Source organism: Halobaculum sp. D14, from assembly GCF_051195135.1.
GTDB lineage: Archaea > Halobacteriota > Halobacteria > Halobacteriales > Haloferacaceae > JBNTKA01.
Window position 1 is genome coordinate 332,758 of record NZ_JBNTKA010000002.1, and the last position, 25,633, is coordinate 358,390.

Below are 25,633 nucleotides of genomic sequence, written 5' to 3' on the forward strand. Positions count from 1 at the left end.
TATAACACTCTCGCCCTTCGCTTCGGGAAAAATACCCGGTGTGAGCAGGTTTGTGGCGGGTTCGCCGGCGGCGGCTGCCGCTAACCCGGCCCCGAACCCGGCGCGTTCGCCGCGGCGACGCCCGAAATTATATGCGTGAGTGAGCGAGAGAAGGGGCATGGTCGAGGCGTTCGCCGTCGCGAGCGGGAAGGGCGGCACCGGGAAGACGACGAGCACGCTCGCGCTCGGGATGGCGCTCGCCGACGAGTACGACGTGACGGTCGTCGACGTCGACACGGGGATGGCGAACCTGCTGTTCCACGCCGGCCTCGACGACGCGCCGACGACGCTGCACGACCTGCTCGTCGCCGGCGCCGACGTCGACGTCGCCGACGCCACCTACGACCGCTACGGGATGCGGGTCGTCCCGTGCGGGACGAGCCTCGCCGCCTTCGAGCAGTCCGACCCGGCGCTGCTGCGCGACGTCGTCGCCGACCTCGCCGCCGACGCGGATGTCCTGCTGCTCGACTCGCCGGCGACGCTCGCCTCGAAGTCCGCGGTGCTGCCCGTGGTGCTCGCAGACCGCGTCGTCGTCGTCTCCCAGCCGACGATTCCGTCGCTGAGCGACGCCCTGAAAGTGCAGGAGTACGCGGAGTCGTACGGCACCGAAACCGCCGGCGTCCTGTTCAACAAGGTCCACGGCGACCTCGGCACGGTCGCCGAGCAGGCGGACCGCTACTTCGGCGGCGGCACGCTCGGCGTCGTCCCGGACAGCGACGCGGCCCGGCAGGCCCGCGACGCCGGCGAACCGCTGCTCGCGCACGCACCCGACAGCGAAGCCGCCGCGGCGTTCCGCGACGCGGCAGCCCGAATCGATCCGCGGCCGGGCCGCGCCGGCGACGTCGCCGACCGCTTCCGGAGCGCGGTCGTCCCGGAGCGGCCATGACCGAGCGACCGGGCCGCGCCGGCGACGCGCTCGCCGCCGAACCCGGCACCGTGCCCGACGCGGCCGTCAGCATCCCGGTGGGCGACGTCGTTCGCGCCCGCGTCGCCGCCGACGTCGCGGCGCCGCTGGAAGCCGCGCTCGACCGCGGCCTCACCGGCTACGCCGTGTTGCGCCCCGCAGAGGCGATGCTGTTCGGCGCGGACCGCCGCGGCGTCCTGACGTTCGCCGACGGCGTTCCGGTCGTCGCCTACGAGGCAGCCGCGGACGTCGCCGGCCCGGAGGCGCTCGCGGCGCTCGCCGGCGTCGGCCCGGTGCGCGCCGAACTGTACCGGCTCCCGGCGGCGGCGCTCGCGGCCGCGCACGACTGCGACGCGCTGCGCGTGGCGCCGGACGCGCCCGCCCGTGACCTCGCCGGCGACGACGACCTCGCGGCCCGCACCCGCGACGCCGCCCCGGACTCGCGGTCCGGCGCCGGGAGCCACGACGCGCTCGCCGCGTTCCTCGCCGACGAGGAGCGCGTCGCGGCCATCCAGCGGGAGGCCCGCGCCGAAGCCGAGGCGCGCGCCGCCGAGTGGGGACTCACCGACGAACTCGCCGACAGCGGCGACGGCGGCGACTCAGGCAGCGCCGGCCGCGCCAACGGCGACGATTCACGCCGCTCCGACGGCGGAGCCGACGGCTGACCGCTCGGCTGCGACGGCCCCGCCGCCGCTGTTCGGCGGCCGCCCGGGGGTCGCGTGAGCCACAGGACACAGGTGGCGGGGGCGGTAACCGTGGCGCATGGACTCCGCGCTGCCGGACCGGTCGCGTGCCGGGTGGTGGGCGGCGCTGCTCGGGGCGCTCGCGACGGTCGCGCTGTTCCTGTACGCGTTCGTCGGGACGCTCGTCGTCGGCCTGTTCGTCTACTACGCGGTCCGGCCGCTGCACGACGCGATTCACCGCCGGCTCGGCCTGTCGTCGTCGGGCGTCGAGGCGGCGCTGACGATGCTGGCGGTGGTGCTGCCGGCGCTCGCGGTCGTGGTCTACACCGGCGTCGTCGCGTTCCGCGAGTTCGCCGCGGTCGCCGGCGGCGACGCGGTGTCGGTGCTGCTGTCGATGCTCGGCGCGGAGCCGTCGTCGCTGCTGACGGCGGTCCGCCGCCCGATTCGGTTCCTCAGCCGGCTCGAAGACCCTCAGCGGTTCGGCGAGCGGCTCGCGGCGGCGCTCTCCACGGTGGCGACGGCCGGCAACGCCGCGCTGCACCTGTCGCTGTCGCTGACGTTCGCGTTCTTCCTGCTGCGCGACGGCGACCGGCTCGACCGGTGGTTCCGGGACCGGGTCGCCGACGGCGACAGCGGGCTGTGGGAGCTGCTCGCCGGCGTCGACGCCGACCTCGAACGGGTGTACTTCGGGAACGTCGCGACGGTCGTCCTCGTCGGCGTCGCCGCCGTCTGCGTCTACAACGGCTACAACGCCGTGGCGCCCGCGGCGGTCCGGCTGCCGGCGCCGACGCTGCTCGCGCTCCTCACCGGGCTCGCGACGTTCGTCCCGCTGGTCGTCGGGAAACTGGTGTACGTGCCGGCGACGGGCTACCTGCTCGGGGAGGCCGTCCGAACGGACGCCGCGGTCGCGTACCCGGTGACGTTCCTCGCGCTCTCGTTCGTGCTGCTCGACGTGCTGCCGCAGGCGGTGCTCAGGCCGTACCTCTCCAGCGGCTCGCTCCACACCGGACTGGTGCTGTTCGCGTACGTGCTCGGCGCCGCGTTGTTCGGCTGGTACGGGCTGTTCCTCGGCCCGCTGCTGGCGGTGCTGGTCGTTCGCGTCTCCACGCACAGCCTCCCGGGGCTGCTCACCGACGGCCCGCTTCGCGCGGGCGACGCAGACGGGGCAGCCGACGCTGACGACTCGGGCGACGCCGAGGGCAACGCGGACGCCGAGGGCAACGCGGACGCCGCGGGCGACGCGAACGACTCGGAGCAGGACTGACAGGCTTCGTCGCGGTCGACGAACTCCGCCGCGACCGACCCAGTGTCGTGGTCGCCGGTCGGTCGAGGACGGAAGAAGCGGTGGAACGGCGAGCGACGGAGCCGCGGACGGAGCGAACCGGTGGAGAGCGGAGGCGGTCGGAGGACCGTCGGAGGGACGGTGGAGGGAATCGGAGGGCGCGTGCGACTCGGCTCGGTCGCGTCCGGAACCGCGCCGTTACGGCTCGTAGTCGTGGCCGGCGACGGCCGCGACGACGTTGACGGCGACGAGTGCGGCGAACGCGGTGGTGTGCGAACCGGCGACGCCGGCGGCGAGCAGCGGGAGGTACGTCAGCGGGAGCAGCGACGCCGTCCAGAACGCGGCGGCGCGGGCGGGCTGCAACAGGCCGGTCTGTGCGGCGTCGCGGACGACGGCGGGGGCGTCGGTTGCGTGGCGAGCGAGCCGGTCTGCGGGGGACTGATTGGAGGTGGACATGGGTTCGTTCCAGTTCAGCCATGGACGGCCGACCCCATATACCGTCCAGACCGTTGGCGCCCCTTCGGCTCCGTTCACGCGGACGCCGCTGGTTTTACACGGTTTTCGCTGGCTCCGCGGACGGTTTCTCACGTTTTACGAACCGCTGAAAACAGACGAGACAGTTTATCGGACTATTTGAGCGCGTTTCGGTGGTTCGGCTCAGTCTTCGATTTCGGGGCCGGCCGAAGACAGCTCGATTTCCACGTCGCGGTCGTCGTCCTGCTCCGCGTCGCCGCCGCGCCGGAGCCGGCGGACCACGGCGCCCGCCCCGACGAGGAACGCGAGCCCGACGACCGGCGCGAGCCACGCGGCGCGCGACCGCCCGCTCGACCCGGATGCGACGCCCGGAGCGGCCGTGTCGCCGCCGCGGTTCCCCCCGAGTTCCTCGTCGTCGGGTGCGGGGAAACTGACGTCGCTGCTGAATTCGGGGTTGTCGACGTGGAGTTCGAAGAGCGTGAATCGGTCCATGGCCGAGAGACGCGCTCCGAGTAGATATAGCCGTAGTGAGCCGTGTCGACACGGCGGCACGCCGGCGTCCTGTGGCCGTCGACTGCTCCGGTGTCCTGGCGTCCGGTCGCGCCCCGGCGTCGTCAACGGCTTCTGGCGGGCGGTGTGTGAGCGGTCAGCGCGCTTTCCGGCGACCGTCGCCGGAACGCGAGCCTACTCACCGCCCCCTACGTTTCGAAACGTATGACCTCGCTCCAGCGGCCGCGTCTCGACCGGGCCACCGGGCTCGTCGGGCTGGCGGCCGTCACGCGGACGCTCGGCGGGGCCCTCCTCGGGACGTCGCTCGCCGTCTACGTCGGCCGGAACGGCTCGCCCGTCGCGGTGTCGCTGCTCGCCACGGCGTTCTCGCTCGGCATCATCCTGTTCGCGCCGGTGTGGGGCGCGCTCGCCGACGTCACCGGCCGGCGGAAGCTCATCCTCGTCGGCACCGGCGTCGGCGCGACGCTCGCCGTGACGCCGCTGCTCGTCGCGCCGTCGTTCGCCGGCACCGTCCGCGTCGGCCCGGTCGGAATCGCGGCGCTGTTCCCGGTCGCGATTCGGGGGCTGTACGCGGCGTTCATCGCCGGGTTCGGGCCGCTGATGCTGACGGTCGCCAGCGAACGCGGCGGCGCCGACGGCCGCGGGAAGTCCGTCGGGTCGTTCAACAGTTTCCGCGCCGCAGGCGCCGGCTCCGGCCAGTTCGTCGCCGGCCTGCTGCTCGGCGCGCTCGCCCCGACCGAACTGTACGCGGTTATCGCCGCGGTCTCTGCCGCAGCCACCGTCGCGGTCGCGCTCGTCGACACCGGCGACTCGCCGCCCGACCCGGACGCCGACTCGCTCGCCACCGAGGTCAGAACCCGGCTGCTTCCGCCGGCGGGCGACCGCGGCCACCTCCGGACGAACGGCCTCGGCTGGCTCTACCTCGGGCTCGGCGTCCGGCAGGCCACCGTCTCCGGGGTCGGCGCGCTGATGCCCGTCTACATCGTGACGACGCTCGCGCTGCCCGAGGCCTGGATGGGCGTGCTGCTCGCGTTCAACCCCGTCTCGCAGACGTTCCTCATGTACTACCTCGGCGGCGTCGTCGACGACGCGGGGCGGAAGCCGCTCATCACGCTCGGCATGGCCGGCTCGGCCGGCTTCGGGCTCGTCGTCGCCGCCGCGGTGTTCGCGCCCTCGCGGCTGCTCACCGCCGCCGTCGTCGCCGTCGGCTACGTCGTGCTCGCGGTCGCCTACTCCGCGATGTGGACCGGCGCGGTGGCGTTCGTCGGCGACGTCGCCCCCGAGAACCGCGAGTCCGAACTGATGGGGCTCGCGTCGACCAGCCGGTCGGTCGGCGGCGTCGTCGGCCCGCTGCTCGTCGGCGGCGCCGCCGAACTCGCCGGCTACCCCGCCGCGTTCGCCGCCGGCTCCGTGCTGGCGCTCGGCGCGTCGCTGCTCGTCGGCCTCCGCGTCACCGAATCCGCGCCCGCCGCGGTCCGCGGCGGCACCGCCAGCAGCGCCGACTGACCGCTCGCCGCGGGTGCCGTCTGCCCGGAGGGGAATCCCTTTGCCGGTGCCGCCGTAGCCCACTGGTATGCAGGACATCGACGGCGACACGGTGGTCATCACCGGCGCGAGCAGCGGAATCGGCGCGGCGACGGCACGCAGCCTCGCGGACGCGGGCGCGAACCTCGTGCTCGGCGCGCGCCGCGCGGAGCGACTCGAGACGCTGGCGGCCGACCTCGAAGCCGAGTACGGCGTGTCGGCGTCCGCGGCGCCGACCGACGTCACCGAGCGCGAACAGGTGGACGCGCTCGTGGAGGCGGCGGTCGAGCAGCACGGCGGCGTCGACGCGCTCGTGAACAACGCCGGCGTGGGGCTCGAGGGCGACGTGGAGTCGATGTCCGACGAGGACTTCCACACGATGATGGACGTGAACATCGACGGGATGTTCTTTGCGACGCGGGCCGCGCTCCCGCACCTCCGCGAGTCCGAGGGGACGCTGGTGTTCCTCGGCAGTTTCGCGGGGCAGTACCCGCGCCCCGGGAATCCGGTGTACGCGGCGACGAAGTGGTGGACCCGCGGGTTCGCCCACAGCCTCGAGGGCGTCGTCGGCGAGGACGGCGTCGCGGTCACGGTCGTCAATCCGACGGAGGTCCGCACGGAGTTCGCCTCCGAGCAGGGCGCCGCCTTCGAAGAGCAGTACGGCGAGGACGAAGCCACCAGCCCGGACGCAATCGCCGACGCCATCCGGTTCTCGCTCCAGCAGGACGCCACCGACACCGTGAGCGAACTGAACCTGTATCGGCGCGACAAGTTCGCCGGGTTCTGACCGGCTCGGCCACCCGACCCCGTTTAAGTAGTTCTCGTCACAACGGGTAGATACGAGGCGGAACGCGGCGCGACCGCGAGGGGACGTGCGCCGCACTTCTCGACTCCTCAACTCGACCACACCGCGAGCCACTGCGCCATCAGTCGTTTCGGACTGCGACGCCAGCGACACTTTTCGTTCCGAGAGCGTCGTGCCCGCTCGGTTTGGAATCTGAAGAACTCGGGCCGTCCTGTCGAACCGCTGAAAGGGAAATCCACGTAACCGAGTAGCGCGTACGGTCTCCCGTGCGACAGTTCCAGAGCCGAACCGACTGTCGGTCGCGGAGCCGACGAGGAACCGACGGGCGGAGCCGTGACGGCGGATTGCTACCCCGCGGCAGCGGGAGCCGCGGCGGGAGACGGGGCTGCGGCGAACCGGGAGGTGAGCGGCCGTGACGCTCGCCGACGCGGCGGTCGAGGGGCTTCGGCTCGCCGGCGAGATGTTCTGGGAGACGTGGTGGGCGCTCGTGCTCGGATTCACCATCGCTGGCGCCGTCGAGACGTTCGTCAGCGAAGAGCAGATGACGGCGGCGCTCGGCGGCGACGGCCTGCGCGAACTCGGCCTCGGCACCGCGTTCGGCGCCGCCTCCTCCAGCTGTTCGTTCGGCGCGGTCGCGACGACGAAGTCGCTGTTCAAGAAGGGGGCGTCGCCGGTCGCGAGCCTCGCGGCGTTCCAGTTCGCGTCGACGAACCTCGTCATCGAACTCGGGCTCGTCATGTGGATTCTGCTCGGCTGGCAGTTCGTCGTCGCGGACTACGTCGCCGGCCTCCTCCTCATCGTCCTGCTCGCCGCGACGTTCAAGTACGTCGTCCCGGCGTCGTGGTTCGAGGCCGCCCGGACGCACCTCCAGTCGACGGAGGGCGTCCGCGACCCGAACTGCGGCATGGAGGTCGACCCGACCAGCGACGACGTCGTCACGCTCGACACCGACGACGGCACCGAGTACTTCTGCTCGGAGTCGTGCCGGTCGGCCTACCGGGAGAGCCACGAGAGCGACGAGTCAGGCGGTCGGCGGCTGCTCACCGCGCAGGGCTGGCGGCTCGCCGCGAAGAACGCTATCGGCGAGTGGGACATGCTCTGGAAGGACATCGCCGCGGGCTTCCTCGTCGCCGGGCTCATCGGCGCGCTGGTGCCGCGGCAGTGGTGGACGACGCTGTTCGGCGTCGGCGCCGAAGGGACGCTCGGCTGGGTCGTCGCGTCGGCGGTCATCGGCGTCGTCGTCGGCGTCGTCACGTTCGTCTGCTCGGTCGGCAACGTCCCGTTCGCCGTCATCCTCTGGAACAACGGCATCGCGTTCGGCGGCGTCATGTCGTTCATCTTCGCGGACCTCATCGTCCCGACCATCGACGACGCCTACCGGCGCTACTACGGGCTTCGGCTCGCCGCCGTCCTGTTCGTCAGCATCTTCGTGACGGCCGTCATCGCCGGCGTCGCCATCCACTACGCCTGGAGCGGCCTCGGGCTGATTCCGCCGCAGGGCGAGGCCGGCGGCACCGCGCCGTCCGGCTACACGCTCTACTTGAACGCCGCGTTCACCGTCGTGTTCGCGGTGCAGGCGTACATCACGTTCGCCGGGGACGACGCCGACGACGGCGCCGGCCCCACCGACGCCGAGTCGGCGCACGCGCACTGACCGGTCCGGCGGGGAGTCGGCTTTTGTGCATCCGCGTGAAACCCCCGTCTAGACGCGGCCGTCACGAGACTCGGCCGTCGGCGCACGACCCGAATTCGAACCGACCCGGACTCGAATCGGACCTGACCCGAACCACGACGCTCCCACACACGACACAATGGTTGACCCAGTCCTCGCAAGCCGGCTTCAGTTCGCGCTCACCACGATCGTCCACATCATCTTCCCCGTGATGTCGATGGGGCTGGCGCCGTTCCTCGTCTACTTCACGTGGAAGGAGGTGCGCGGCGGCGACCCGGTGTACGAGCAGCTGCGGCGGTTCTGGACGAAGGTGTTCGCGGTGAGTTTCGTCGTCGGCACCGTCACCGGGCTCGTGTTGGAGTTCGAGTTCGGGACGAACTTCGCGGCGTTCTCGGCGTTCGCCGGCGACCTGTTCGGCGGGCCGCTGGCGACCGAGGGGATGATGGCGTTCATGCTGGAGGCGACGTTCCTCGGCATCTTCGTGTACGGCCGCGACCGGGTGTCCGACAGGCTCTACTTCGCGTCGAGCGTCGCCGTCGGGCTGGGGACGTGGCTGTCGGCGGTGTGGATTCTCATCGCGAACTCGTGGATGCAGACGCCGCGCGGCTACGAGGTCGTCGTGGAGAACGGCGAGCGCGTCATCCACCTGACGGACCCGATGGCGGCGTACTTCACGCCGCGGTTCACCTACATGTTCGTTCACATGCAGAACGCCGCCGTGGAGTCGGTGGCGCTGTTCATGGCGGGCGTCGCCGCCTACCACGTGTTCCGGCACCACGTCTGGGGCTACCCGGTGCAGCAGGTCGACTTCTGGGAGTCGACGCTGAAAATCGCGATCGTCGCGCTGGTCATCACGGCGCCGCTGCAGGTGCTCCACGGCGACGCGTACGCACGGCACGTCTTCGAGACGCAGCCGCAGAAGTTCGCGGCGATGGAGGCGGTCTGGGAGACCTCGTCGTACGTCCCTGAGTACATCGTCGCGTTCCCGACGAGCATCTCCGGGCTGTTCACGCCGCGCGCCAAGCACCTGTTCGGCATCGGCATCCCGGGCGGCGCGTCGTGGCTGGCGAGCGGCGGGAACCCGCAGGCGACGATTCGCGGCCTGAACTCCTTCGAGACGCAGGCGCCGCCGGTCGCCATCGTGTTCTGGTCGTTCCGCATCATGGTCGCGCTCGGCACCTGGTTCATCGTGCTGGCGTTCTGGGCGGCCTACCGGTGGTGGCGCGGCGAGCTCGTCGAGGACGACCTGCTGCACAAGGCGCTGATGGGGTCGTCGCTGCTCGGCTTCGTCGCCGTCGAGGTCGGCTGGATCGTCACCGAAGTCGGGCGGCAGCCGTGGGTGATACAGGGCGTCATGAAGACCTCCGCGGCTGTGTCGCCGGGGCTGACCGCCGCGGAGGCGACGCTGACGCTCGCCGGCTTCGCCGCCGGCTACCTCGCGCTGCTCACGCTGTACGTGTACGTCATCCTCCGCATCCTCCGCGGCGGCCCGCCGTCGCTCGACGAACTCGGCGCGACCCCGCAGCCGGACGCCGGCGGCACGACCAGTGACGCCGCCGCGGGCGACGCCGCTGCTGCCGGCGCCCCCGGCGACGCTCCCGAACCGGATTCGGCCGGGGGTGGCGACGATGACTGACGCTGCGCTGTTCGGCGCGCTCGCCGCACACCTCACCGGACTCGCTGCTCTGCCCGACGCGCTCGCCGCGCCGCTCGCGGTGTCGCTGTCCGACGGGCCGCTGTTCGGCCTGCCGCTCGCGGACCTGTGGTTCGCGCTGCTGTTCTTCCTGCTCGGGACGTTCCTGTTCCTCGACGGCTTCGACTTCGGCGCGGGCGCGCTGTTCGCCACCCGCGAGGACGACGAGCAGCGCGAAACCATCCTCGCCGCCATCGGGCCGTTCTGGGACGGCAACGAGGTGTGGCTCGTCGTCTTCGGCGGCGCGACGTTCGCGGCGTTCCCGCCGGTGTACGCGAACCTGTTCAGCCGGCACTACCTCCTGATGTTCGCGATTCTCGCGGCGCTGTTCCTCCGCGGGCTCGCCCCGGAGATGTACGAGCAGCGGCACGACGACGGCTGGCAGCGCTGGTGGGGTCGGTCGTTCGTCGTCGGCAGCGTCGCCGCGCCGTTCCTGCTCGGCGTCTTCGTCGGGAACTGGCTCGTCGGCGCCCGGAGCACGGTCACGCTCGTCGGCGCCGTCGTCGGCGTCGCCGTCGTCGCGCTCACCGTCGTCACCGGCGCCGCGTTCCTCCGGCTGAAGACCCGCGGCGCGCTCCGCGACGACGTCAGATGGTACGGCGAACGCGCCGCCGCGGCGTATCTGGTCGCCGTCGTCGCCGCGCTCGCCGCCGCCGCGGCCGCCGCTCCCCGCGTCGCCGCCGCGGTCACGGCCCCGGTCAGCGTCGCGCTCGTCGCCGTCTCCGTCGCCGCCACCGGCGGCACCGTCGCGGCGATGCGGCGGGACGCAGACCTCGTCGCGTTCGCGGCCAGCGGCGTCGTCGTGTACGCGCTCGCCGCGCTCGTCTGCGCGCTGCTGTCCCCCGTCGCCGACCCCGCCACCGACCTCACGGTCCAGGAGGCCGTCGTCTCCACCATCCCGCTGAACCTCATGTCGGTCGCGGCCGCCGTGCTGCTGCCGCTCGTCCTCACCTACTTCGGCGTGCTGTACAGCGCCTTCAGCGGCCCGATCGAAGCCGGCGACGCCTACTGACGCCGCACCGCGACGACCGCAGACTCAGGCGTCCGCGCCGCCGGCCGCGCCGCAGTCCGAATCGCCGCCTGCAGCGTCGGCGTCGGCATCGGCGTCGGTGTCAGCGGCCGCCGCGCCGCCGTCGACCGCCGTGACGCCGGTGAACTCGAAGCGGGCGCCGCCGGCGTCGCTGTCGGTGACGGCGACGTCCCAGCCGTGCGCGTCGGCGATGCTGCGGACGATGTTGAGGCCGAAGCCGGTGCCGTCGGGGTTCGTCGAGTAGCCCGCCTCGAACACCGACTCGCGGTCCGACTCGGGGATGCCGGGGCCGTCGTCGGCGACGTAGAAGCCGTCGGCGTCGTCGAGGCCGCCGACGGAGACGGTGACGTCGTCGCCGGCGTGTTCGACGGCGTTCCGGAACAGGTTCTCGAACAGCTCCCGGATGCGGCTCTCGTCGCCGGACACCGCGCCGAGCGACGGCTCGGTTTCGAGCGTCGCCGCCGCGGTGCCGGTCGTCGCCCAGGCGTCCGCCGCGACCGCAGCGAGGTCGACCCGGTCGAACTCGCTGACCGCTCGGCCGGTCCGCGCCAGCGTCAGGATGTCGTCGATGAGTTCGTTCATCCGGTCGAGCGCGTCCGCCGCGCGGCGCAGGTGGTCGCTGTCGCGGCGCTCCAGTTCGAGCGACACGAACCCCTGCGCGACGTTCAGCGGGTTCCGGAGGTCGTGGCTGACGACGGACGCGAACTCCTCGAGGTGCTTGTTCTGGTTCGCCAGTTCCCGCTCGCGCCTGCTGAGCTGTTCGCGCGCCGCCAGCGACCGCACGGCGTGGCCGATGGTTTCGCCGAGCTCGGTCAGCACCTGCCGCTCGGCCTCGTCGAAGACGTACGGCCGGTCCGCATAGAGGCTCAGGATGCCGAACACGTCGTCGCCGTCGACGATGGGGACGACGGCGACCGACTCGACGCCGTGCTCCGCGAACAGGTCGCGCCACGGCTCCATCGACGGGTCCGTCGTGACGTCCTGTGAGCACTGAATCTCGCCGCTCCGAATCGCCTTCCCGCCGGCTCCCTGCCCGTGTTCGTCGTCCGCTTCGACCGTGATGACGACGGACTCGTAGTACTCGTCGTCGAGCCCCGCCCACTCGTCCGGCCGGACGACGTCCGTCTCCGGGTCGTACCGCCCGATCCACGCCGACTCGTACGGCTCGGACTGCTGCAGCCGCTCGCACACCCGCCGTTCGAGTTCGCTCCGGCTGTCGGCGTCCACGATTTCCTGCGTCGCGATGCGCAGCGTGTTGTTGATGCGGTTCAGCTGGTCTACCTGCAGCTGCTGCTGTCGTCGCCGGGCGTCGTACACGCCGACGAGCGTCCCGAAGAGCGCGCCGAGCGTCGCCGCGTTCAGCAGCGTCAGCGTCGCGTCCACCGGCAGCGGCCCCCTCGTTAGGGCGTGCGAAACCAGCCACCCGGCCGCCGCGACCAGCACCGCCGCACCGACGGCGGTCCACGCCAGCGCCCACCCCACGAACTGGTCGGGGACCAGGGCGCCGCGCGCCATCCGCACCCCGGTGAGGACCAGCATCGCCGACAGCAGCAACGGGAGCACGCCGTCCACCACGGCCAGCGTCGGCGCGTCCCGCAGCACCACCGAGGTCCGCAGGTGAAACGCGGACAGAGCGACGCCGAACGCGGCCAGCACGAGGCCGCCCGTCCGAGCTGAGATGCGGTTCACTGTCAGGGTTATTTGTCGCATTCCCGGAAGAATCTACTCCTCCTTCTCGTCGCTTCGGCGGTATCTTCCGTGGAATCTGTATCACCTCCCGCGAATCCGCGCGCGGCTATCGGCGAACCGACGGGCCGGGCCGACCGGGGCGTCGGGTCACGGAACCGTGACGACGACGGTGAGTCGCGAGACGCCGCGCGGCTCGGTCACGGTCACGGTCACCGCGACCGCGACGACGTGAACGTCGCCGACGCGTCGCTGCGTGACGACGCCGTCGGTCGCCGCACAGCCCCCGAACTCGCGGTTCGGGCCGCCCGGGCAGTTCGTCGCCGACCACGTCGCGGCCGCGGAGGCGTTCCGGGCGACGTCGACCGCGACGGATTCGCGGAGCCGCGACCGCTCGATGGCGCGAAGGTCTCCGGCGGCGGCGGCGTCGAACGCGTCGAGCGCGGCGCCACGGTCGGACGCGGGATACGACCCGGAGACGCCGCGGGAGGCGTTCGCGACGGCGCGCTCGACCGCCGGCACCGTCGACGCCCCCGGCCGGGACGCCGCGTCGGCGTCGACGTCGGGGTGCGCGCTCAGCGACAGATACGCGAACGTCATCGGGACGAGCGCGACCGCGACGACCGCCGCGGCGACCAGCACCAACTGCCCGCGACTCCGGCCGCCGCCCGCTGGTTCGCCGGCGGTCACGCGAACCACACCTCGATGGTCACCTCGCCGCTTCCGGTCGGCACCACCGCTCGACCGATAGGGACGCGGCGCAGCCGCTCGAAGCCGACGGCACCGTACGCGGTCTCCACCCGGAACATGAGGTTGTCGCCGAGGATGCGTTCGACTCGGTGCCGCAGCGCGTCGCGCTCCCGGTCGAACGCGGCGGCCGACGCTCCGGCTTCCGCGAGCCGCGACGCGTCGACGTGCCGCGGTGGTTCCTCGGCGAGAACCGTCGCGGCGTCGGCGGCGTACGCGTCGAGTTGCGCCTCCGCGGTGCAGGCGTCGGGGAGCGCCACGCCGAACCCGGCGGTGACGGCGAGCAGCAGCGCGACGCCGACGGCGGCTTCGAGCGCCGGCAGCGAGAGCTGCCCCCGGTCCCGGTCAGGCATCGACGGTCACCTCCAGGGTCGCCTTCACGGTCCGCTCCGGGTACGACGACACCCGGATCGTCCCGGTCGCGTTCCCATCCACCGTGATGCGAGCCGTCTCGAACCGGGAGACTGCGACGGATTCGGTGCCGGCGAGTCCGCCGTCGCGGTGGAGGACGACGCGGCCGTTCACCCGGACCGTCTCGACGTCGGAGTCCGTGAAGTCGAACCGGAGCGTCCCGGTGCGGCGCGGGAGCGTCACGGCGCCGGCGGCGGCGTCGATGCTGCGGGTGCGTTCGGCGTCGGCGGCGACGAGGACGATGCGGCGGAACGCCGTGCCGCCGACCGGGTCGCCGCGTTCGACGACGGTTCGGCCGCCGAGCCGAACCCGGAACGCCGCGTCGGCGAGCGGCGGGACGAGGTCGACGAGCGCGTCCGCGGTGAGCGCGTCGACGGCGCCGCGGTCGAGGACGTTCGCCCGACGCGTCAGCGGCGAATCCGGCGCGACGACCCGGTCGGTGGCCGTCACCGCCGCGCGGCGCTCCACCGGGGAGCGGTCCGCGCTCGCGAGCGCCGCGTCCGCGAACGCGACCGACAGGCCGATTGCGGCGGTCAGCGCGACGAGCGCCGCCGCGAGCGCGAGCAGCGACGCCTGCCCGCGGCCCCCGGCCGGGAATCCGACGGCGGAGCGCTGCCTGCTCATCTGCTCACCAGCCGGACGCGCAGTCGGTTCGCGGACGATTCGACTGTGACCACCGTCTCCGCGCCGCTCTCCCACGTCCCGTCGACGACGACTCGGTCGGGGAGCGCGAGCGGCGTCGACGCCGCGACGCCCGGATTCGGGTGCGAGAGCGTGAGCCGTCCGCCGTCGGCGACGACGCGGTACGCCGCGCCGGCAATCGTCGGCGGCAGGTCGACGCGCCGTTCGACGCTGACGGCGGACGCGTCGACCGGAACCGGCACCGCGGCCTCGACGTGCGTCGCCGCGGCGGCGACGACACGGCCGGCCGCCTCGTCGCCCGCGGCGGCCCGGTACTCCGGCGCGACGCCGCCCACCAGCGACGCGGAGACCGCGCCGATGAACAGCAGGACGACGCCGAGTTCGAGCGTCTTCGCGACGGCCGGCGTGACGGCGCGTCGGTCACGCACTGCCGTACACCTCCAGGCGGAGCCGGTGGACGACGAGGTGCGCGCGCCGCTCCCCCGGGAAGGACGCGACGACGCTGGCGTCGCCGTCCCCGTCGAGGTCGCGCCGGTCGACGGACGCGCCGAACCGGCCGAAGTAGCGCTCCCACGCCGCCGGCGTCGCGGTTTCGACGGCGACGCGCCAGTTCCCACGCGGCATCGACGTCCGGTCGTGGCTCACCCGCGTGGAGAGCGTGAGTCGGCCGTCGCCGGACACGTCGACGCGTTCGCCGCCGAGCGCCGCGACGCCGACCACGACGGTGCCGGCAGAGACCGCGACCGGCGCGTCGCCGGTGACGACCGCGTTGCCCGGGCGGCCGCGGACCATCGCTCCGCCGAGGAACGCGACCCGGTGGGAGCCGGCGTCGTACACCAGCGCGTCCGCCGGTACCGCGGCGACGACGCCGGAGTCGTTGAGCAGCCGAACGGTTCGCGGCTCCGTGTACAGGCGGCCGGCGGTGAACGCGACGCGGCCGCTGTGCGGCCCGGTGACCGCCGCCGGTGCGAGCGCCGCGTCGACGTCGGCCGCGACCCGGTCCGCGTCGACGCCGGCGGCGTTCTCGTCGACGATGGCGCCGATGGTGGCGGTCAGCGCGGCGAGCGACAGCGCCGTGACGCCGAGCAGTAGCGCGACGCCGACGACGTGCGACTGCGCCCGCCGGTTCATGCCAGCCCCGCGCCCGCGAACCCGAGGTAGCACAGGACGACCAGCGCTCCGGAGTGGAGCAGCATCGCGTAGCCGCCGCGCTCGGCGGCGCCGGCGAACAGCCCCGACGCCAACACGGTCGCCTGCGTCACGACGTAGAACCGCCGCCGGGCGCGCGCCGGGTCGACGGCGTCCGGGTTCAGCGACCCCGCGCCGCCGACGCTGGCGAGCCCGGCGAGGTCCGTGAAGCCGCCGATGACCGTGACGTCGAGCCCGACCACGATAGCGACGACGAGCAGCGCCGTCGTCCAGCCGACCGCGACGTACACCTGCATGTTCCCGCGGAGCGCCTGCTTTTCGTGGTGCAGCCGGCCGATTTCGGTCTGCAGCGTCTCGAAGACGGCCTCCGCGTCGCTGCCGGCGTCGAGCGCGCCCGTCACGAGCCCCATCGTCTGCGCCGCCAGCGGCGTGCCGACCCGGTCGACGAACCGCTCCAGCGCGTCGGTCCTGAGGTCGCCGCCGGCCCGCCCGGCGAGCGTGAGGTTGAACGCCAGGTCGGCGACGTCCGGGTTCAACGGCCCGAGGTCGATGTCGCTGGCGACGTGTTCGACGGCGGCCGGCAGCGGCCGACCGAGGCCGACGTGGCCCGCGACGGCGTGGACGAAGTCCTTGATTTCGCGGTCCTTGGCGTCGTCGAGCCGCGCGCGCCGCACGGACACGAAGCCGACCGGGAGCGCGTACGCGGCGTAGCCGAGCAGCAGCGCGTTCACCGGGTCGTCGAGCGCCGACCACAGCGCGGCGGTCGCCGCGACGGCCGGCACCAGCAGGACCGCCGCGGCCGCCGCGGGGTTCGACGGCGCCGCGCGAAGCAGCGCCGCCGGCGTCCGCGGGGCGCGGTAGGAGACGTGCTGGTCGGACGGACGGAGCCGGCCGACCATCGCGGCCGCCCCGGCGCCGACGGCGAGCACGAACGCGGCGGCGCCGTACACGACGAGCGCGCGCAGCGTCGTCGTGCCGAGCGGCGTCACGACCGCCTCCGACAGCCCCGGCGCCAGCACGCTCAGCACCGTCAACACGACGACGAGCAGCGCCGGTAGCACCAGCATGACCACGAACAGCTCCGCGACGAGCTCCATGAAGTCCGCGTTGCGGTCGCGGGCCCGTTCGCGTCGGTGGCCGAGCATCCGCGACTCGAGCCGGAGGTAGTTCGACAGCGCGTCGTCGCCCTGCGTGGCGTGTTCGCGGAACTTCAAAAGGAACGGCGCCAGCGCGTTCCGCGACGGCGTGTCGCGGGCGACCCGGCCGAGCCCTGCGCGGAGGCTCCCGGTCAGCGTCGTCGTGTTCAGCGCCGCCCGGAACGACACCGCGGTCTCGCCGTACGCGTCGTTTTCGGCGATGCGACGCAGCATCTCGCGCGGTCCGTCGCTGCCCGACGAGAGCGCGTGCAGGTACCGCGCCGCGCCGGGAAGCGTCCGGTCGATGCCGGTCCGGCGAGCGGAGACGCGCAACCGCAGATACGTCCCGGCGAGCCGAATCGTCGCGCGTTTTGCGGCGAGCGCGACGCCCGCGGCGACCGCGCCGGTCGCGTACAGCCGCGGCATCGCCGGCACCGGGACGCCGGTCGCAGCGACGACGTCGGCCGCGGCGGCGAGCGTCGCCGCCGGCAGCGCCGACAGCACCACGAACAGCCACGTCGCCACGGCGAGACAGACCAGCCACGACAGGCCGTACGTCCGCGCGAGGAACACGTCGAAGCTCGTCCGCATCGCCGCGCCGCGGGACCGCTTCCGGTCGACGGCGTGCCGCCCGGCGTCCGCGTGCCGAGCGAACAGCGCGTACAGCGCCCGGTCCGGAACCGAGAGCCGGTAGCTCGCCGCGTCGCCCCCCGACTCGACGGCGCCGCCGGCGTGCTCAGTCACCGTCCCCCTCCGGCTCCGACGAGTCGCCGTCTCCGGGCAGGCCGCCGTCGGTGGCAGCATGGTCAGTGTCCGGTTCCGGACCCGTGTCCGTCTCCGGGTCTGCCCCCGGACCTGGGTCCGCGTCCGCGCCCCCTCCGCCCCGCTCGGCGAGCGTGCGGCGGACCCGTTCGACGGTCGCGGCCTCGTCGGTCCGGAGGTCGGCGAGGAAGTCGAACGTCTCCTCGAAGTCCGTGACGCCCGCCTCGACGAGGTACCTGACGTACCGGTGTTTCCGGCGGAACTCGGCTTCGACGTCGTCGACGGCGCGGTCGGTTCGGCGCGCGAGCCGGTGGAACACGCGGTGGTCGACGCGGCGGACCGCGTCGCCGAGTTCGGGGTGGCTGTACGCGTGCGAGAACGACCCGTCGGGGCCGCGGTCCACGACGCGGTTCCAGTAGACCGCCGTGTCGTTCTTCTCGACGACGCCGCCCGCGCCGCCGCAGTCGTCGAACGCCGGCGTCGACGCGAGCTCGACGGCCTCGCTCACGTACCGGTCGCCGTCGACGTGGTGCGGGAACACCACGAGGTCGATTTCGCCGAGCAGGTACGACGGGAGCCCCTGCTCGATGACGCGGTTCACCAGCGTCTCCACGGTCTCGGCGTGCGTCGTCCCGAGCACGCCGTGGCCGGTGTTCAGCGTCTCCGCGAACGTCCGGAACGACGCCGGCGTGTTTATCTCCGCGATGACCTCGACGTCCGGGTTGAGGTAGTTCGTCTCGGTCATCAGGTCCGCCATCGTCACGCGCTTGTACTCGTTCTCGTGGTCGCGCGTCGTCAGCGACACCCCGGTCTCGTGCGGCAGCCGCACCTCGCGGCTCCCCTCGTCGATCGAGATTGGCCGCGAATCGAACGGGATGAACGGCGTATGGGCGTTGAGAAGCGTCGTCTTGCCGGCGCCGGTCGGCCCGGAGAACAGCACGACGCCACCGTGTTCGTACAGCAACCACAGCAGCGTCACCAGCTCCGTCGACACCGCGTCGTCGGCGACCAGGTCAGCTGGCGTCAGGACATCGCTGGACTGCTTCCGCACGGACAGGTGCGGGCCGCCCTCGGAGATGACGGGGAGCGCGACCGCGGCGCGGATGGTGTCGGAGACGCCGGGCAGATTCAGGTTGACTTTCCCGCTCGGCGTCGACGCGTTCAGCTCCGTCCCGTCCATCGCGGCCAGCTGCGTGACGACGTTCACGAACTGCGCCTCGTCGTCGAACGCGAGGTTCGTCGGGACGCGGCCGTCAGCCGCGACGTCCCGGCGCGGCACCACCTTGACGCGCTCGCCGACCCGGTTCGCCTCGACGTCCTCGAGGTGCGGGTCGCGGAGCGGCACCGTCAGGATGCCTTCGCCGACGAAGTCGCGCATCACGTAGTACGTCAGGTCGTCGAGGCGGTCGGCGGCGAACCGGGAGTCGACCGGGGGCACCGACAGCCCGTACTCCGAGAGCGCGTCGCGGACGCGGTACCGCGCGGCGGCCAGCCACGCCCGCGTGTTCCGGGCGGTGAGGCGCCGCGAGAGGAACCGACGGGTGCGTTCGTCGACGAGCGCCGCCCTGTCGTCGACGACGGAGTCGACGTTGGCCTCCCAGATGCGCTCTTTGCACTCGTCGATGAGCGCCGCGTCGCCGGGCAGCAGCGGCGGCTCCCGGACCGCGTACTTCGTGGTGAACCGGTCGTCGCCGAGCAGGTGGTCGCGGTACACCTCGACGTCGACGGCGAACGCGTCGAACCGGACGGTGTACAGCCGGAGCCGCTCGCTGGCGACGCGGCCGGCGTACGGCGCGTCGACGGAGACGTCGGTGCGGACCGGCGCGAAGTCCGCGGTGTGGACGACGAGGGCGCCGTCGTCGGCCGGGCCGCCCGCGTCGGCGACCTCGATTCGGTCGTCGAGCGCGAGCGGCGTCACGTCGTCGAGCAGCCGGAACTCCCGGAGCGCGTGGTAGTCGATGCGGCGGCGGAGCGCCGGCGAGGCGTCGACGAGGCGGTCGATTGCGCGCTCGTACTTCGGCTCGAAGCCGCGCGCGGCGCGGTCGACGGCGCCGGCCCGCGTCAGCGGCCGGCGGTGCTGCCCGGCGTCGAAGTGAGCGGCGACGCGCCGCGTCGCGGCGTCGCCGACGACGCCCAGCGTCGGCTCGCGGGTCTCGTACCGGAACGTCCGGCCGGCGCCGCGGACCACGTCGCCGGCGGTTTCTGCGTCGCTGTCGCCGCCGCCGTCTCCGTTCGCGTGTGTGGCGACTGATGCGTCGGCGGCTGCGTCGTCGGAGCGAACCGTCGCGACGACGCCCGGATGCACAGCGTACTGTTCGTGCACGTCCGGCGCGTACCACGCGTCCGGGTCACCGGGCGGCGGTGGCGGCGGCACGTCCCGCCGGTCGGTCGATTGCATACGCCGTCTGTCACCTACCACACTATAAAATTTCGTATGTGAACAGGATTGATTCTATTTGGGGAGGCGCGGCCGAAGCCTCAGCCAGCCACCGGGCCTCATCGGAATACCTATCGAATATTTATCTCTATACCAGAACACAACGAAATCTGAGGTTTCGTCTCGGTTTTCGCGGATTCGAACGCGGAATCTTAAATATCGAGAATATCGGGGGTTCAAGCGCTAAATCTGCGTCTCTGGAATATTTCTCCCGGCTCGTTATGAGGATGCGCCTGTCGTGGCGTACTCGTTCAGCAGGCGGATATTTGGGTTATGTGGCTCCTAAACGACGAGTCGGTAATAACAGGTAAACTCTCGATAGCTAAAAACTATATTAATTCTGTTATATACTGCTCGTTGTTGTGTCTGGCCTCGCCACGTGGATTCACGGACCGCTCGTGCGACGCAGGGTTGGCGAGTGGCGCTTCGAGGTCAGCGGCGGCGGTCGCCGTGAGCGTGGGCCGGTTCGGTTCGCCGTCGCTCGATTCTCCTGCGGAACTATCGCGAATTTTCACCACAATACATATTTAGGTGGAACCAGAGCCGAGTGGTATGGTAACGTTAGACGACGTGTTCGTGATCGACGCGGTCACGCACGCGTACAACCAGACCGAGTCGAACTTCCGGGTGCCGCGGTACGCCGAGCAGATCGCGGAGATCGGCGTCGGCCTCGAACAGCAGATGCCGGCGGGGTACGAGCGCACCAGGGAGTCGTTCCTCGGCGACTGGCCGGTTCAGAACACCGAGAACGCGCTGTTCCGCGAGAGCCAGACGGACTTCGCGAACTTCCACCCGCAGTCGATTACGGTGTTCCACGACGGGCTGACCGCCGAGGAGAAGGCGAAGCAGTTCGTCGAGCGGAACCCGACGCGGGCGTCGGCGCTGGCGAGCATCGACGCCATCGGGATGGACGACCCGCAGGCGGAACTCACGCGGCAGGTCGAGGAGTTCGACCCGCACGGCGTCAAGGTGTACCCGTCGTACTGGGAGCAGGACGGCGAGCACCACGGCTTCAAGATGGACGACCCGGAGGTGGCGTTCCCGCTGTGGCAGCACGCGGCGGACCTCGGCCTGGACGTCGTCGCCGTCCACAAGGCGTTCCCGTTCGGCGCCGTTCCGGCGGAGTCGTACGAGGTCGGCGACGTCGAGGAGGCGGCGGCCAGCTTCCCGGAGCTGAACTTCGAAATCGTCCACGGCGGCCTGACGTTCGCCGAGGAGACCGGGTGGCAGATCGCGCGCCACCCGAACGTCTACGTGAACCTGGAGCTGACGCTGACCGAGATCGTGACGACGCCGACGTCGTTCGCGGACGCGATGCAAGACCTGCTGTTCGGCGGCGGCAAACAGGCCATCGACAAGATCCTGTGGGGGACCGGCGCGCCGCACTTCCACCCGCAGCTGCTGCTCGAACGGTTCTGGGAGTACGACTTCCCGGAGATGGAGAGCTTCAGCGGCAGCTTCCAGATTACCCAGGAGGACAAACGGAAGATTCTCGGCGAGAACTTCGCGGAAGCGCACGGCTTCGACATCGACGAACTCGAACGGCAGACCCGCGACGACGAGTACAGCGACGTCGAACTCGCGGACGAGCCGTGGTCGACGACGGAGTTCGAGGTGGCGGAATGAGCGCCCCGGCGTCGAACCCCGACGTGGACGGCGACGGCACCGGCGACGATGACGGCGACGCGGCACCGGGCCCGGACCGCGTCCGCGAGGCGCTCGAATCGGTCGTCGACCCGTGCAGCGCGGCGACCGGGTCGAACCTCGACATCGTCGAGATGGGGCTGGTGAAGTCGGTCGACGTCGCGGACCGCCACGTCGACGTGGAGATGCGGCTGACGACGCCGCTGTGCCACATGGTTCCGTACTTCGCCGAGGAGGTCGAGTCGGCCGTGGGCGACCTCCCCGGCGTCGACTCCGTCGAACTCACTACCGACGGCGGCTTCGAGTGGACCGAGGAGCTGATGAGCGACGAGGCGAAACGGCGGCGCCGTGCCGTCCTCGACGAACACCGCTCCCGGTTCGAAGCGGAGGCCGCCGAACGCGACGCGACTGACGGCTGAGCCGGCGACGACTCGCCGGACCACGCTTTTCTGGCGTCGTCGTTGTCGGTAGTCCGCGGGAATCCGCCGGGGGCGACGCGCGCCGCGGAGAGCCAAAGAACTATGCCGGTGTTGTCGATACCGTCAGGCATGCCCGAAATCATCGACGGCTACACCCACATCCTGACCGAGCCGTTCTACGACGCGCTCGTGGACAAGTACGGCTTCCAGGGGCTGTCCGGCCGGCCGGAGTTCCTGTTCGGCATCGACAAGCGGAAGGAGGACATGGCGGACTACGGCGTCGACAAGCAGGTCATCACGCTCGCGCTGCCGACCGTGTTCCGCGGGATGGACCACGACCTGGCGCTGGAGCTGACGCGGCTGGCGAACGACGAGATTCGGCGGCTGGCCGACGAACACCCGGACGACTTCATCCCGGTGGCGACGCTGCCGATGGTGAGCGAGGAGTTCCTCGCGGAGTTCGACCGCTGCGTCGACGACCTCGACATGGCGGGCGTCCAGATATTCTCGAACGTGGAGGGCCGGCCGCTCGACGACGACGTGTTCTGGCCGCTGTTCGAGAAGGCGGAGGCGACGGACACGCCGCTGTGGATGCATCCGCAGCTCTGGGAGTGGTACGACTGGGCGTCCGAGTACATGGAACACCGGCTGTTCGGCTGGCCGTTCGACACGACGCTGGCGCTGTCGCGGCTCGTGTTCGGCGGCGTCATGGACGCCTACCCGGACCTGAAACTGGTGTCTCACCACGGCGGCGGCATGGTGCCGTACTACGGCGAGCGCATCGCGATGTTCTACGAGCAGCGGCAGGCGTACCCGGACAACTACGCCAGCTTCCACGAGAACGCCGCCGTCCTCGACCGCCCCGCCGCCGACTACTTCAAGGACTTCTACGCCGACACCGCCGTCTCCGGCTCCGTCTCGGCGCTGGAGTGCGCCGACTCCTTCTTCGGGTCGAGCAACGTCATCTTCGGGACGGACTACCCGTTCAGCCCGGAGCGCGGCCGCCGCACAATCGACGTCTCCATCGACGCCGTCAACGACATGGACGTCCACGAGGACGCCCGCGAGGACATCTTCGCCGGCAACCTCCACAGCATCATCTGACTCGCCGGCCTCGGGGCCCGGGTCGATACTTCTGTTCTCGCCGCCGAGTCGCATCTGCTGAACGACCGGTCGTCGGCTGCCGCTGAGGAACTCGTAGGCTTGTCGCTGAACTGCCGACGGCGACCGCGGAAAACGGGTCGGCTCCGGGTTACTCGTCGGGGTAGTCAAGCCCTTCCCAGCCGGGCCCCTGCCCGATCCACTGGTGGCTGGTTTCGCCGCCGATTTCGGCTTCGGTCCACTCGATCGGCTCCCAGTCCGGCTCGAAGTTGAGGTAGCCGGGGCCGGCGAAGAACTCGATGCAGAGCTCGCTCGCCGGGTCGGAGACGTACAGGAAGTTCGCGCTCGTGATGGCGTGTTTGCCGGGGCCGCCGTCCGGCTCGATGCCGTGTTCCGCGAGGACGTTCGCGGCCTCCCAGAGGTCCTGCAGGCTGTCGAGGTGGTACGAGACGTGGTCGAACTGCGGCGCCTCCCCCTCCGGCAGCCGGTGGATGGCGAAGTCGTGCGGCAGCGGCGTCACGGAGAACCACCAGCCCCACAGTTCGTCGTCGTTCGTCCGGTACTGCTCGTTGATCTGGAAGCCGAGCGCCTCCTGCAGCCACTCGGCGTGCGCCGGCGACACGGAGTCTTGGACGTGTGCGTGGTCGATGCGGCGCGGCGAAATCCGGTTCCCGACGTGTTCGCCGTACACGCGGTTTTTCAGCCGGGACCGCTTCTCCTTCGGCGCCTCCGGCTTCTCGACGTCGTAGTAGAACTCGTACGGGTGGCCGAACTTCTCGACGCGGATGGCTTCGCCCTGTCCGCGCTCGTCGCCCTCGTCGACGTACGTGACGTCGTCGCCGTCGGCCTCCAGCCGCTCTGCGAGGTCGTCGAGCGCCTCCTGGCTCACCATCCGGAAGGCGACGTGGTCGACGCCGGTCTGGCCGGACTCGATGATGCTGAGCGTGTGGTGCTCCCAGTCGCGGAGGCCGCGGAAGTGCGCGACGCCGTCCGCTCGCTCGGTGAGCTGGAACCCGAGGACGTCCCGGAAGAACCACACCGACTCGTCGAGGTCCGGCGTGTGCGCGGCGACGTGGCCGAGTTTCGCGACCGCCGCGCCGTGCGCGGTCATCGGAGCCCTCCGGCGACGGCTCCCCGCCCCGTCCGCGCGTCTGCTGTACGTGATGCTGCCCTCGCTGCGGTCGTGTCCCTCATCGACAATCAACGACTACTCCAGACTAAACCATCATATATGTTTTGGGACGACAGTGCACCGCGGGGGCGATGCGGCGCCGGCGACGACGCACCGCCGACCATGTTCGGCGAAGTATCAGGAGAAAGGCTATATCGGCGGAAGTGGGGCGGCGGTGGCGACGAAAACCGGGCCGATGTCGGCTCGCTGGCCGCCCGTCGCGGGCGGACACCGCTCGCGCGTCGTCGGCGTCCAACGGCGCGGAGCGTGGCTGCGTCGCTCCGAGGAGCGGTCGGCGGCGAAGAAAGCTGGCCGGGAGTGTGGCTGTTCGTCGGTGCTGTGGCGCTGCTGTTTCGCCGCTGGTGTGCGTCGTCGGTGCGGTTCCGGCGGTGCCGTCGGCGGTCGTTTCAGGTCGGAATCGGGTAGACGAGGTCGCGGTACTCCTCGCCGTCCGTCTCAGGATAGACGAGGTGCTGTGCGCCCTCCTGCCACTGGCCCATCGGCGCGACGAAGTCGACGGGGCGGCCCACGTCGTCGAAGCTGAACTCGCCGCAGACCGACGTGAAGGTGCCGGAGCGGAGCGTCTCCTGGACCGCGGCCTTGTCGGTCGTGCCGGCTTCGAGGAACGCCTGCTCTGCGACCTGCGTCGCGTTGTACGTGGCGCCGACCATCACCGGGAGCGTCTCGCCGGAGCCGACGTCGTAGGCGTCGTGGTACGACTGCACGAGATCCGCGTTGCCGTTGCCGGTGAGGCCAGGTACCCAGCCCGGACTCATGCAGACGTACCGACCCTGCTCGCCGAGCGCGGAGTTCCAGCCGACGGTGTCGGCGGCGCGGACGAACTCCTGGAACTTCGGGGAGAAGTCCGCCTCGTTGATCTGCTTCATCGCGGTGATGCCGCCGACCGGCGTCTCGGTGCCGAGCAGCGCCTCGACGCCGGCGCTCTTCGACTGCTGGATGAGCGTCGAGAAGTCGCTCGCCGCGACCTGGTGCGTCTCGCGCAGCACGATGTCGTAGTCGCCCGAGAGCTGTTTCTCCCACTCGTCGGCCATCGCGACGCTCCACGACTCGTTCGGCACCCACAGCCCGACGTTCGTCGGCCGGTCGGCCTCCGGAATCGAGTCGAGGACGCGCTTGGTGGACGCGACGTGGTCTCTCGTCTGCGGGAACGGCGAGAACAGCCACTTCGTGCCGCTGTTCGTGTGGAGCTTCTCGTTCGACTGCGCGATGGCGATGAGCGGAATCCCCTTCTGCTCGGCGATCTGAATCTGGCTGCCGACGAGCAGGTCCGCGAACGTCGACCAGATCATGTCGACGTCGTTGTTCGAGATGATCTTGGTGAGTTTGTCGCGGACCGTCTTCGGGTCGCTCTGGTCGTCCTGCAGGACGAGGTTGACGTCGCCGAGCTCGTCGTTGTTGTTCATCCGCGCGGCGCCGAGTTCGTAGCCGCGCTTCAGGTCCTGGCCGACCGACGAGAACTGGCCGCTGAGCGGCACCGTCGCCGCGATGGTGATGGACTCCTGGCTCGACCCGCCGCCGGAGTCGGTGCTGCTGCCGCCGCCGCTGCTGTCTCCGCCGCCGTCGGCGGTGCTGTCCGTGTCGCCGCTGTCGTTCCCGCCGAGCGTGCAGCCGGCGAGTCCGGTCATGGCTGAAACGCCGGCGATGCCGCTGGCTCTGAGGAACGCTCGTCGCTGTCTTCGTGTCATTAGCTG

General features: G+C 71.3%; 23 protein-coding genes. 11 read left to right on the forward strand and 12 right to left on the reverse strand.

Annotation, left to right across the window (positions count from 1 at the left end; genetic code table 11):
* Positions 1-157 precede the first annotated feature (157 nt).
* The 3 genes from ACQUST_RS07480 (at position 158) to ACQUST_RS07490 (ending at position 2,890) form a co-directional block, all read left to right on the forward strand.
* Positions 158-925: a P-loop NTPase gene (locus ACQUST_RS07480; RefSeq protein WP_435126924.1), complete on the forward strand. Its 768-nt coding sequence runs from the start codon at positions 158-160 to the stop codon at positions 923-925.
* Positions 922-1,608, forward strand: coding sequence for a hypothetical protein (locus ACQUST_RS07485; RefSeq protein WP_435126926.1), 687 nt, complete (start codon positions 922-924; stop codon positions 1,606-1,608). Before ACQUST_RS07480 ends, ACQUST_RS07485 begins: the two co-directional genes overlap by 4 nt.
* A 97-nt stretch (positions 1,609-1,705) precedes the next feature.
* Positions 1,706-2,890 carry an AI-2E family transporter gene (locus ACQUST_RS07490; RefSeq protein ID WP_435126928.1) on the forward strand — a complete coding sequence of 395 codons (1,185 nt, stop codon included), beginning with the start codon at positions 1,706-1,708 and terminating at the stop codon, positions 2,888-2,890.
* 216 nt (positions 2,891-3,106) lie between these two features.
* On the opposite strand, the gene ACQUST_RS07495 is transcribed toward ACQUST_RS07490, so the two are convergent.
* Both ACQUST_RS07495 and ACQUST_RS07500 read right to left on the reverse strand, forming a co-directional pair.
* Positions 3,107-3,364 (reverse strand): hypothetical protein, encoded by a 258-nt coding sequence (locus ACQUST_RS07495; RefSeq protein WP_435126930.1) that lies wholly within the window; start codon positions 3,362-3,364, stop codon positions 3,107-3,109.
* A gap of 201 nt (positions 3,365-3,565) precedes the next feature.
* Positions 3,566-3,874 carry a hypothetical protein gene (locus ACQUST_RS07500; RefSeq protein WP_435126931.1) on the reverse strand — a complete coding sequence of 103 codons (309 nt, stop codon included), beginning with the start codon at positions 3,872-3,874 and terminating at the stop codon, positions 3,566-3,568.
* A 222-nt stretch (positions 3,875-4,096) separates the two neighbouring features.
* Here ACQUST_RS07500 and ACQUST_RS07505 point away from each other — a divergent pair, with 222 nt between their 5' ends.
* The 5 genes from ACQUST_RS07505 to cydB all read left to right on the forward strand — a co-directional run bounded on the left by ACQUST_RS07505 (position 4,097) and on the right by cydB (position 10,598).
* Entirely contained in the window at positions 4,097-5,398 is a 1,302-nt protein-coding gene (locus ACQUST_RS07505) for an MFS transporter (RefSeq protein WP_435126933.1), read from the forward strand.
* A gap of 67 nt (positions 5,399-5,465) precedes the next feature.
* Positions 5,466-6,203 carry an SDR family oxidoreductase gene (locus ACQUST_RS07510; protein WP_435126935.1) on the forward strand — a complete coding sequence of 246 codons (738 nt, stop codon included), beginning with the start codon at positions 5,466-5,468 and terminating at the stop codon, positions 6,201-6,203.
* Between the two features lie 430 nt (positions 6,204-6,633).
* A complete protein-coding gene (locus ACQUST_RS07515) occupies positions 6,634-7,875 on the forward strand; it encodes a permease (RefSeq protein ID WP_435126937.1) in 1,242 nt (413 codons plus the stop codon).
* Between the two features lie 157 nt (positions 7,876-8,032).
* Positions 8,033-9,529: a cytochrome ubiquinol oxidase subunit I gene (locus ACQUST_RS07520; RefSeq protein ID WP_435126939.1), complete on the forward strand. Its 1,497-nt coding sequence runs from the start codon at positions 8,033-8,035 to the stop codon at positions 9,527-9,529.
* On the forward strand, positions 9,522-10,598 hold the full coding sequence (gene cydB / locus ACQUST_RS07525; protein WP_435126941.1) for a cytochrome d ubiquinol oxidase subunit II: 1,077 nt from the start codon (positions 9,522-9,524) through the stop codon (positions 10,596-10,598). The genes ACQUST_RS07520 and cydB overlap by 8 nt, the downstream gene beginning before the upstream one ends.
* 24 nt (positions 10,599-10,622) lie before the next feature.
* Here cydB and ACQUST_RS07530 read toward each other — a convergent pair whose 3' ends face one another.
* The 8 genes from ACQUST_RS07530 to ACQUST_RS07565 form a co-directional block, all read right to left on the reverse strand.
* Entirely contained in the window at positions 10,623-12,305 is a 1,683-nt protein-coding gene (locus tag ACQUST_RS07530) for a GAF domain-containing protein (RefSeq protein ID WP_435126943.1), read from the reverse strand.
* A gap of 147 nt (positions 12,306-12,452) precedes the next feature.
* Positions 12,453-13,001, reverse strand: a complete 549-nt coding sequence (locus ACQUST_RS07535) for a DUF7261 family protein (RefSeq protein WP_435126945.1) — start codon at positions 12,999-13,001, stop codon at positions 12,453-12,455.
* Complete coding sequence (locus ACQUST_RS07540) at positions 12,989-13,402, reverse strand: DUF7262 family protein (protein WP_435126947.1); 414 nt, start codon at positions 13,400-13,402, stop codon at positions 12,989-12,991. Before ACQUST_RS07540 ends, ACQUST_RS07535 begins: the two co-directional genes overlap by 13 nt.
* Positions 13,395-14,084, reverse strand: coding sequence for a DUF7263 family protein (locus ACQUST_RS07545; protein WP_435126949.1), 690 nt, complete (start codon positions 14,082-14,084; stop codon positions 13,395-13,397). The genes ACQUST_RS07540 and ACQUST_RS07545 overlap by 8 nt, the downstream gene beginning before the upstream one ends.
* Complete coding sequence (locus tag ACQUST_RS07550; RefSeq protein ID WP_435126950.1) at positions 14,081-14,530, reverse strand: DUF7266 family protein; 450 nt, start codon at positions 14,528-14,530, stop codon at positions 14,081-14,083. Before ACQUST_RS07550 ends, ACQUST_RS07545 begins: the two co-directional genes overlap by 4 nt.
* Positions 14,523-15,233: a DUF7289 family protein gene (locus ACQUST_RS07555; protein ID WP_435126951.1), complete on the reverse strand. Its 711-nt coding sequence runs from the start codon at positions 15,231-15,233 to the stop codon at positions 14,523-14,525. Before ACQUST_RS07555 ends, ACQUST_RS07550 begins: the two co-directional genes overlap by 8 nt.
* A complete protein-coding gene (locus ACQUST_RS07560; protein WP_435126953.1) occupies positions 15,230-17,191 on the reverse strand; it encodes a type II secretion system F family protein in 1,962 nt (653 codons plus the stop codon). Before ACQUST_RS07560 ends, ACQUST_RS07555 begins: the two co-directional genes overlap by 4 nt.
* Entirely contained in the window at positions 17,124-19,547 is a 2,424-nt protein-coding gene (locus ACQUST_RS07565; RefSeq protein ID WP_435126955.1) for a type II/IV secretion system ATPase subunit, read from the reverse strand. The genes ACQUST_RS07560 and ACQUST_RS07565 overlap by 68 nt, the downstream gene beginning before the upstream one ends.
* Positions 19,548-20,138: 591 nt before the next feature.
* Between ACQUST_RS07565 and ACQUST_RS07570 the strand changes: the two genes are divergently transcribed.
* From ACQUST_RS07570 to ACQUST_RS07580, 3 genes are all read left to right on the forward strand, one after another.
* Entirely contained in the window at positions 20,139-21,212 is a 1,074-nt protein-coding gene (locus ACQUST_RS07570) for an amidohydrolase family protein (RefSeq protein ID WP_435126957.1), read from the forward strand.
* Complete coding sequence (locus ACQUST_RS07575) at positions 21,209-21,649, forward strand: metal-sulfur cluster assembly factor (protein WP_435126959.1); 441 nt, start codon at positions 21,209-21,211, stop codon at positions 21,647-21,649. The genes ACQUST_RS07570 and ACQUST_RS07575 overlap by 4 nt, the downstream gene beginning before the upstream one ends.
* A 129-nt stretch (positions 21,650-21,778) precedes the next feature.
* Positions 21,779-22,753 (forward strand): amidohydrolase family protein, encoded by a 975-nt coding sequence (locus ACQUST_RS07580; protein ID WP_435126961.1) that lies wholly within the window; start codon positions 21,779-21,781, stop codon positions 22,751-22,753.
* A gap of 148 nt (positions 22,754-22,901) precedes the next feature.
* Here ACQUST_RS07580 and ACQUST_RS07585 read toward each other — a convergent pair whose 3' ends face one another.
* Positions 22,902-23,861: a VOC family protein gene (locus tag ACQUST_RS07585; RefSeq protein ID WP_435126963.1), complete on the reverse strand. Its 960-nt coding sequence runs from the start codon at positions 23,859-23,861 to the stop codon at positions 22,902-22,904.
* Between the two features lie 467 nt (positions 23,862-24,328).
* The gene (locus ACQUST_RS07590) at positions 24,329-25,627 is read right to left on the reverse strand and encodes an ABC transporter substrate-binding protein (protein WP_435126965.1); all 1,299 of its coding nucleotides are present in this window, start codon (positions 25,625-25,627) and stop codon (positions 24,329-24,331) included.
* Between the last annotated feature and the right edge of the window lie 6 nt (positions 25,628-25,633).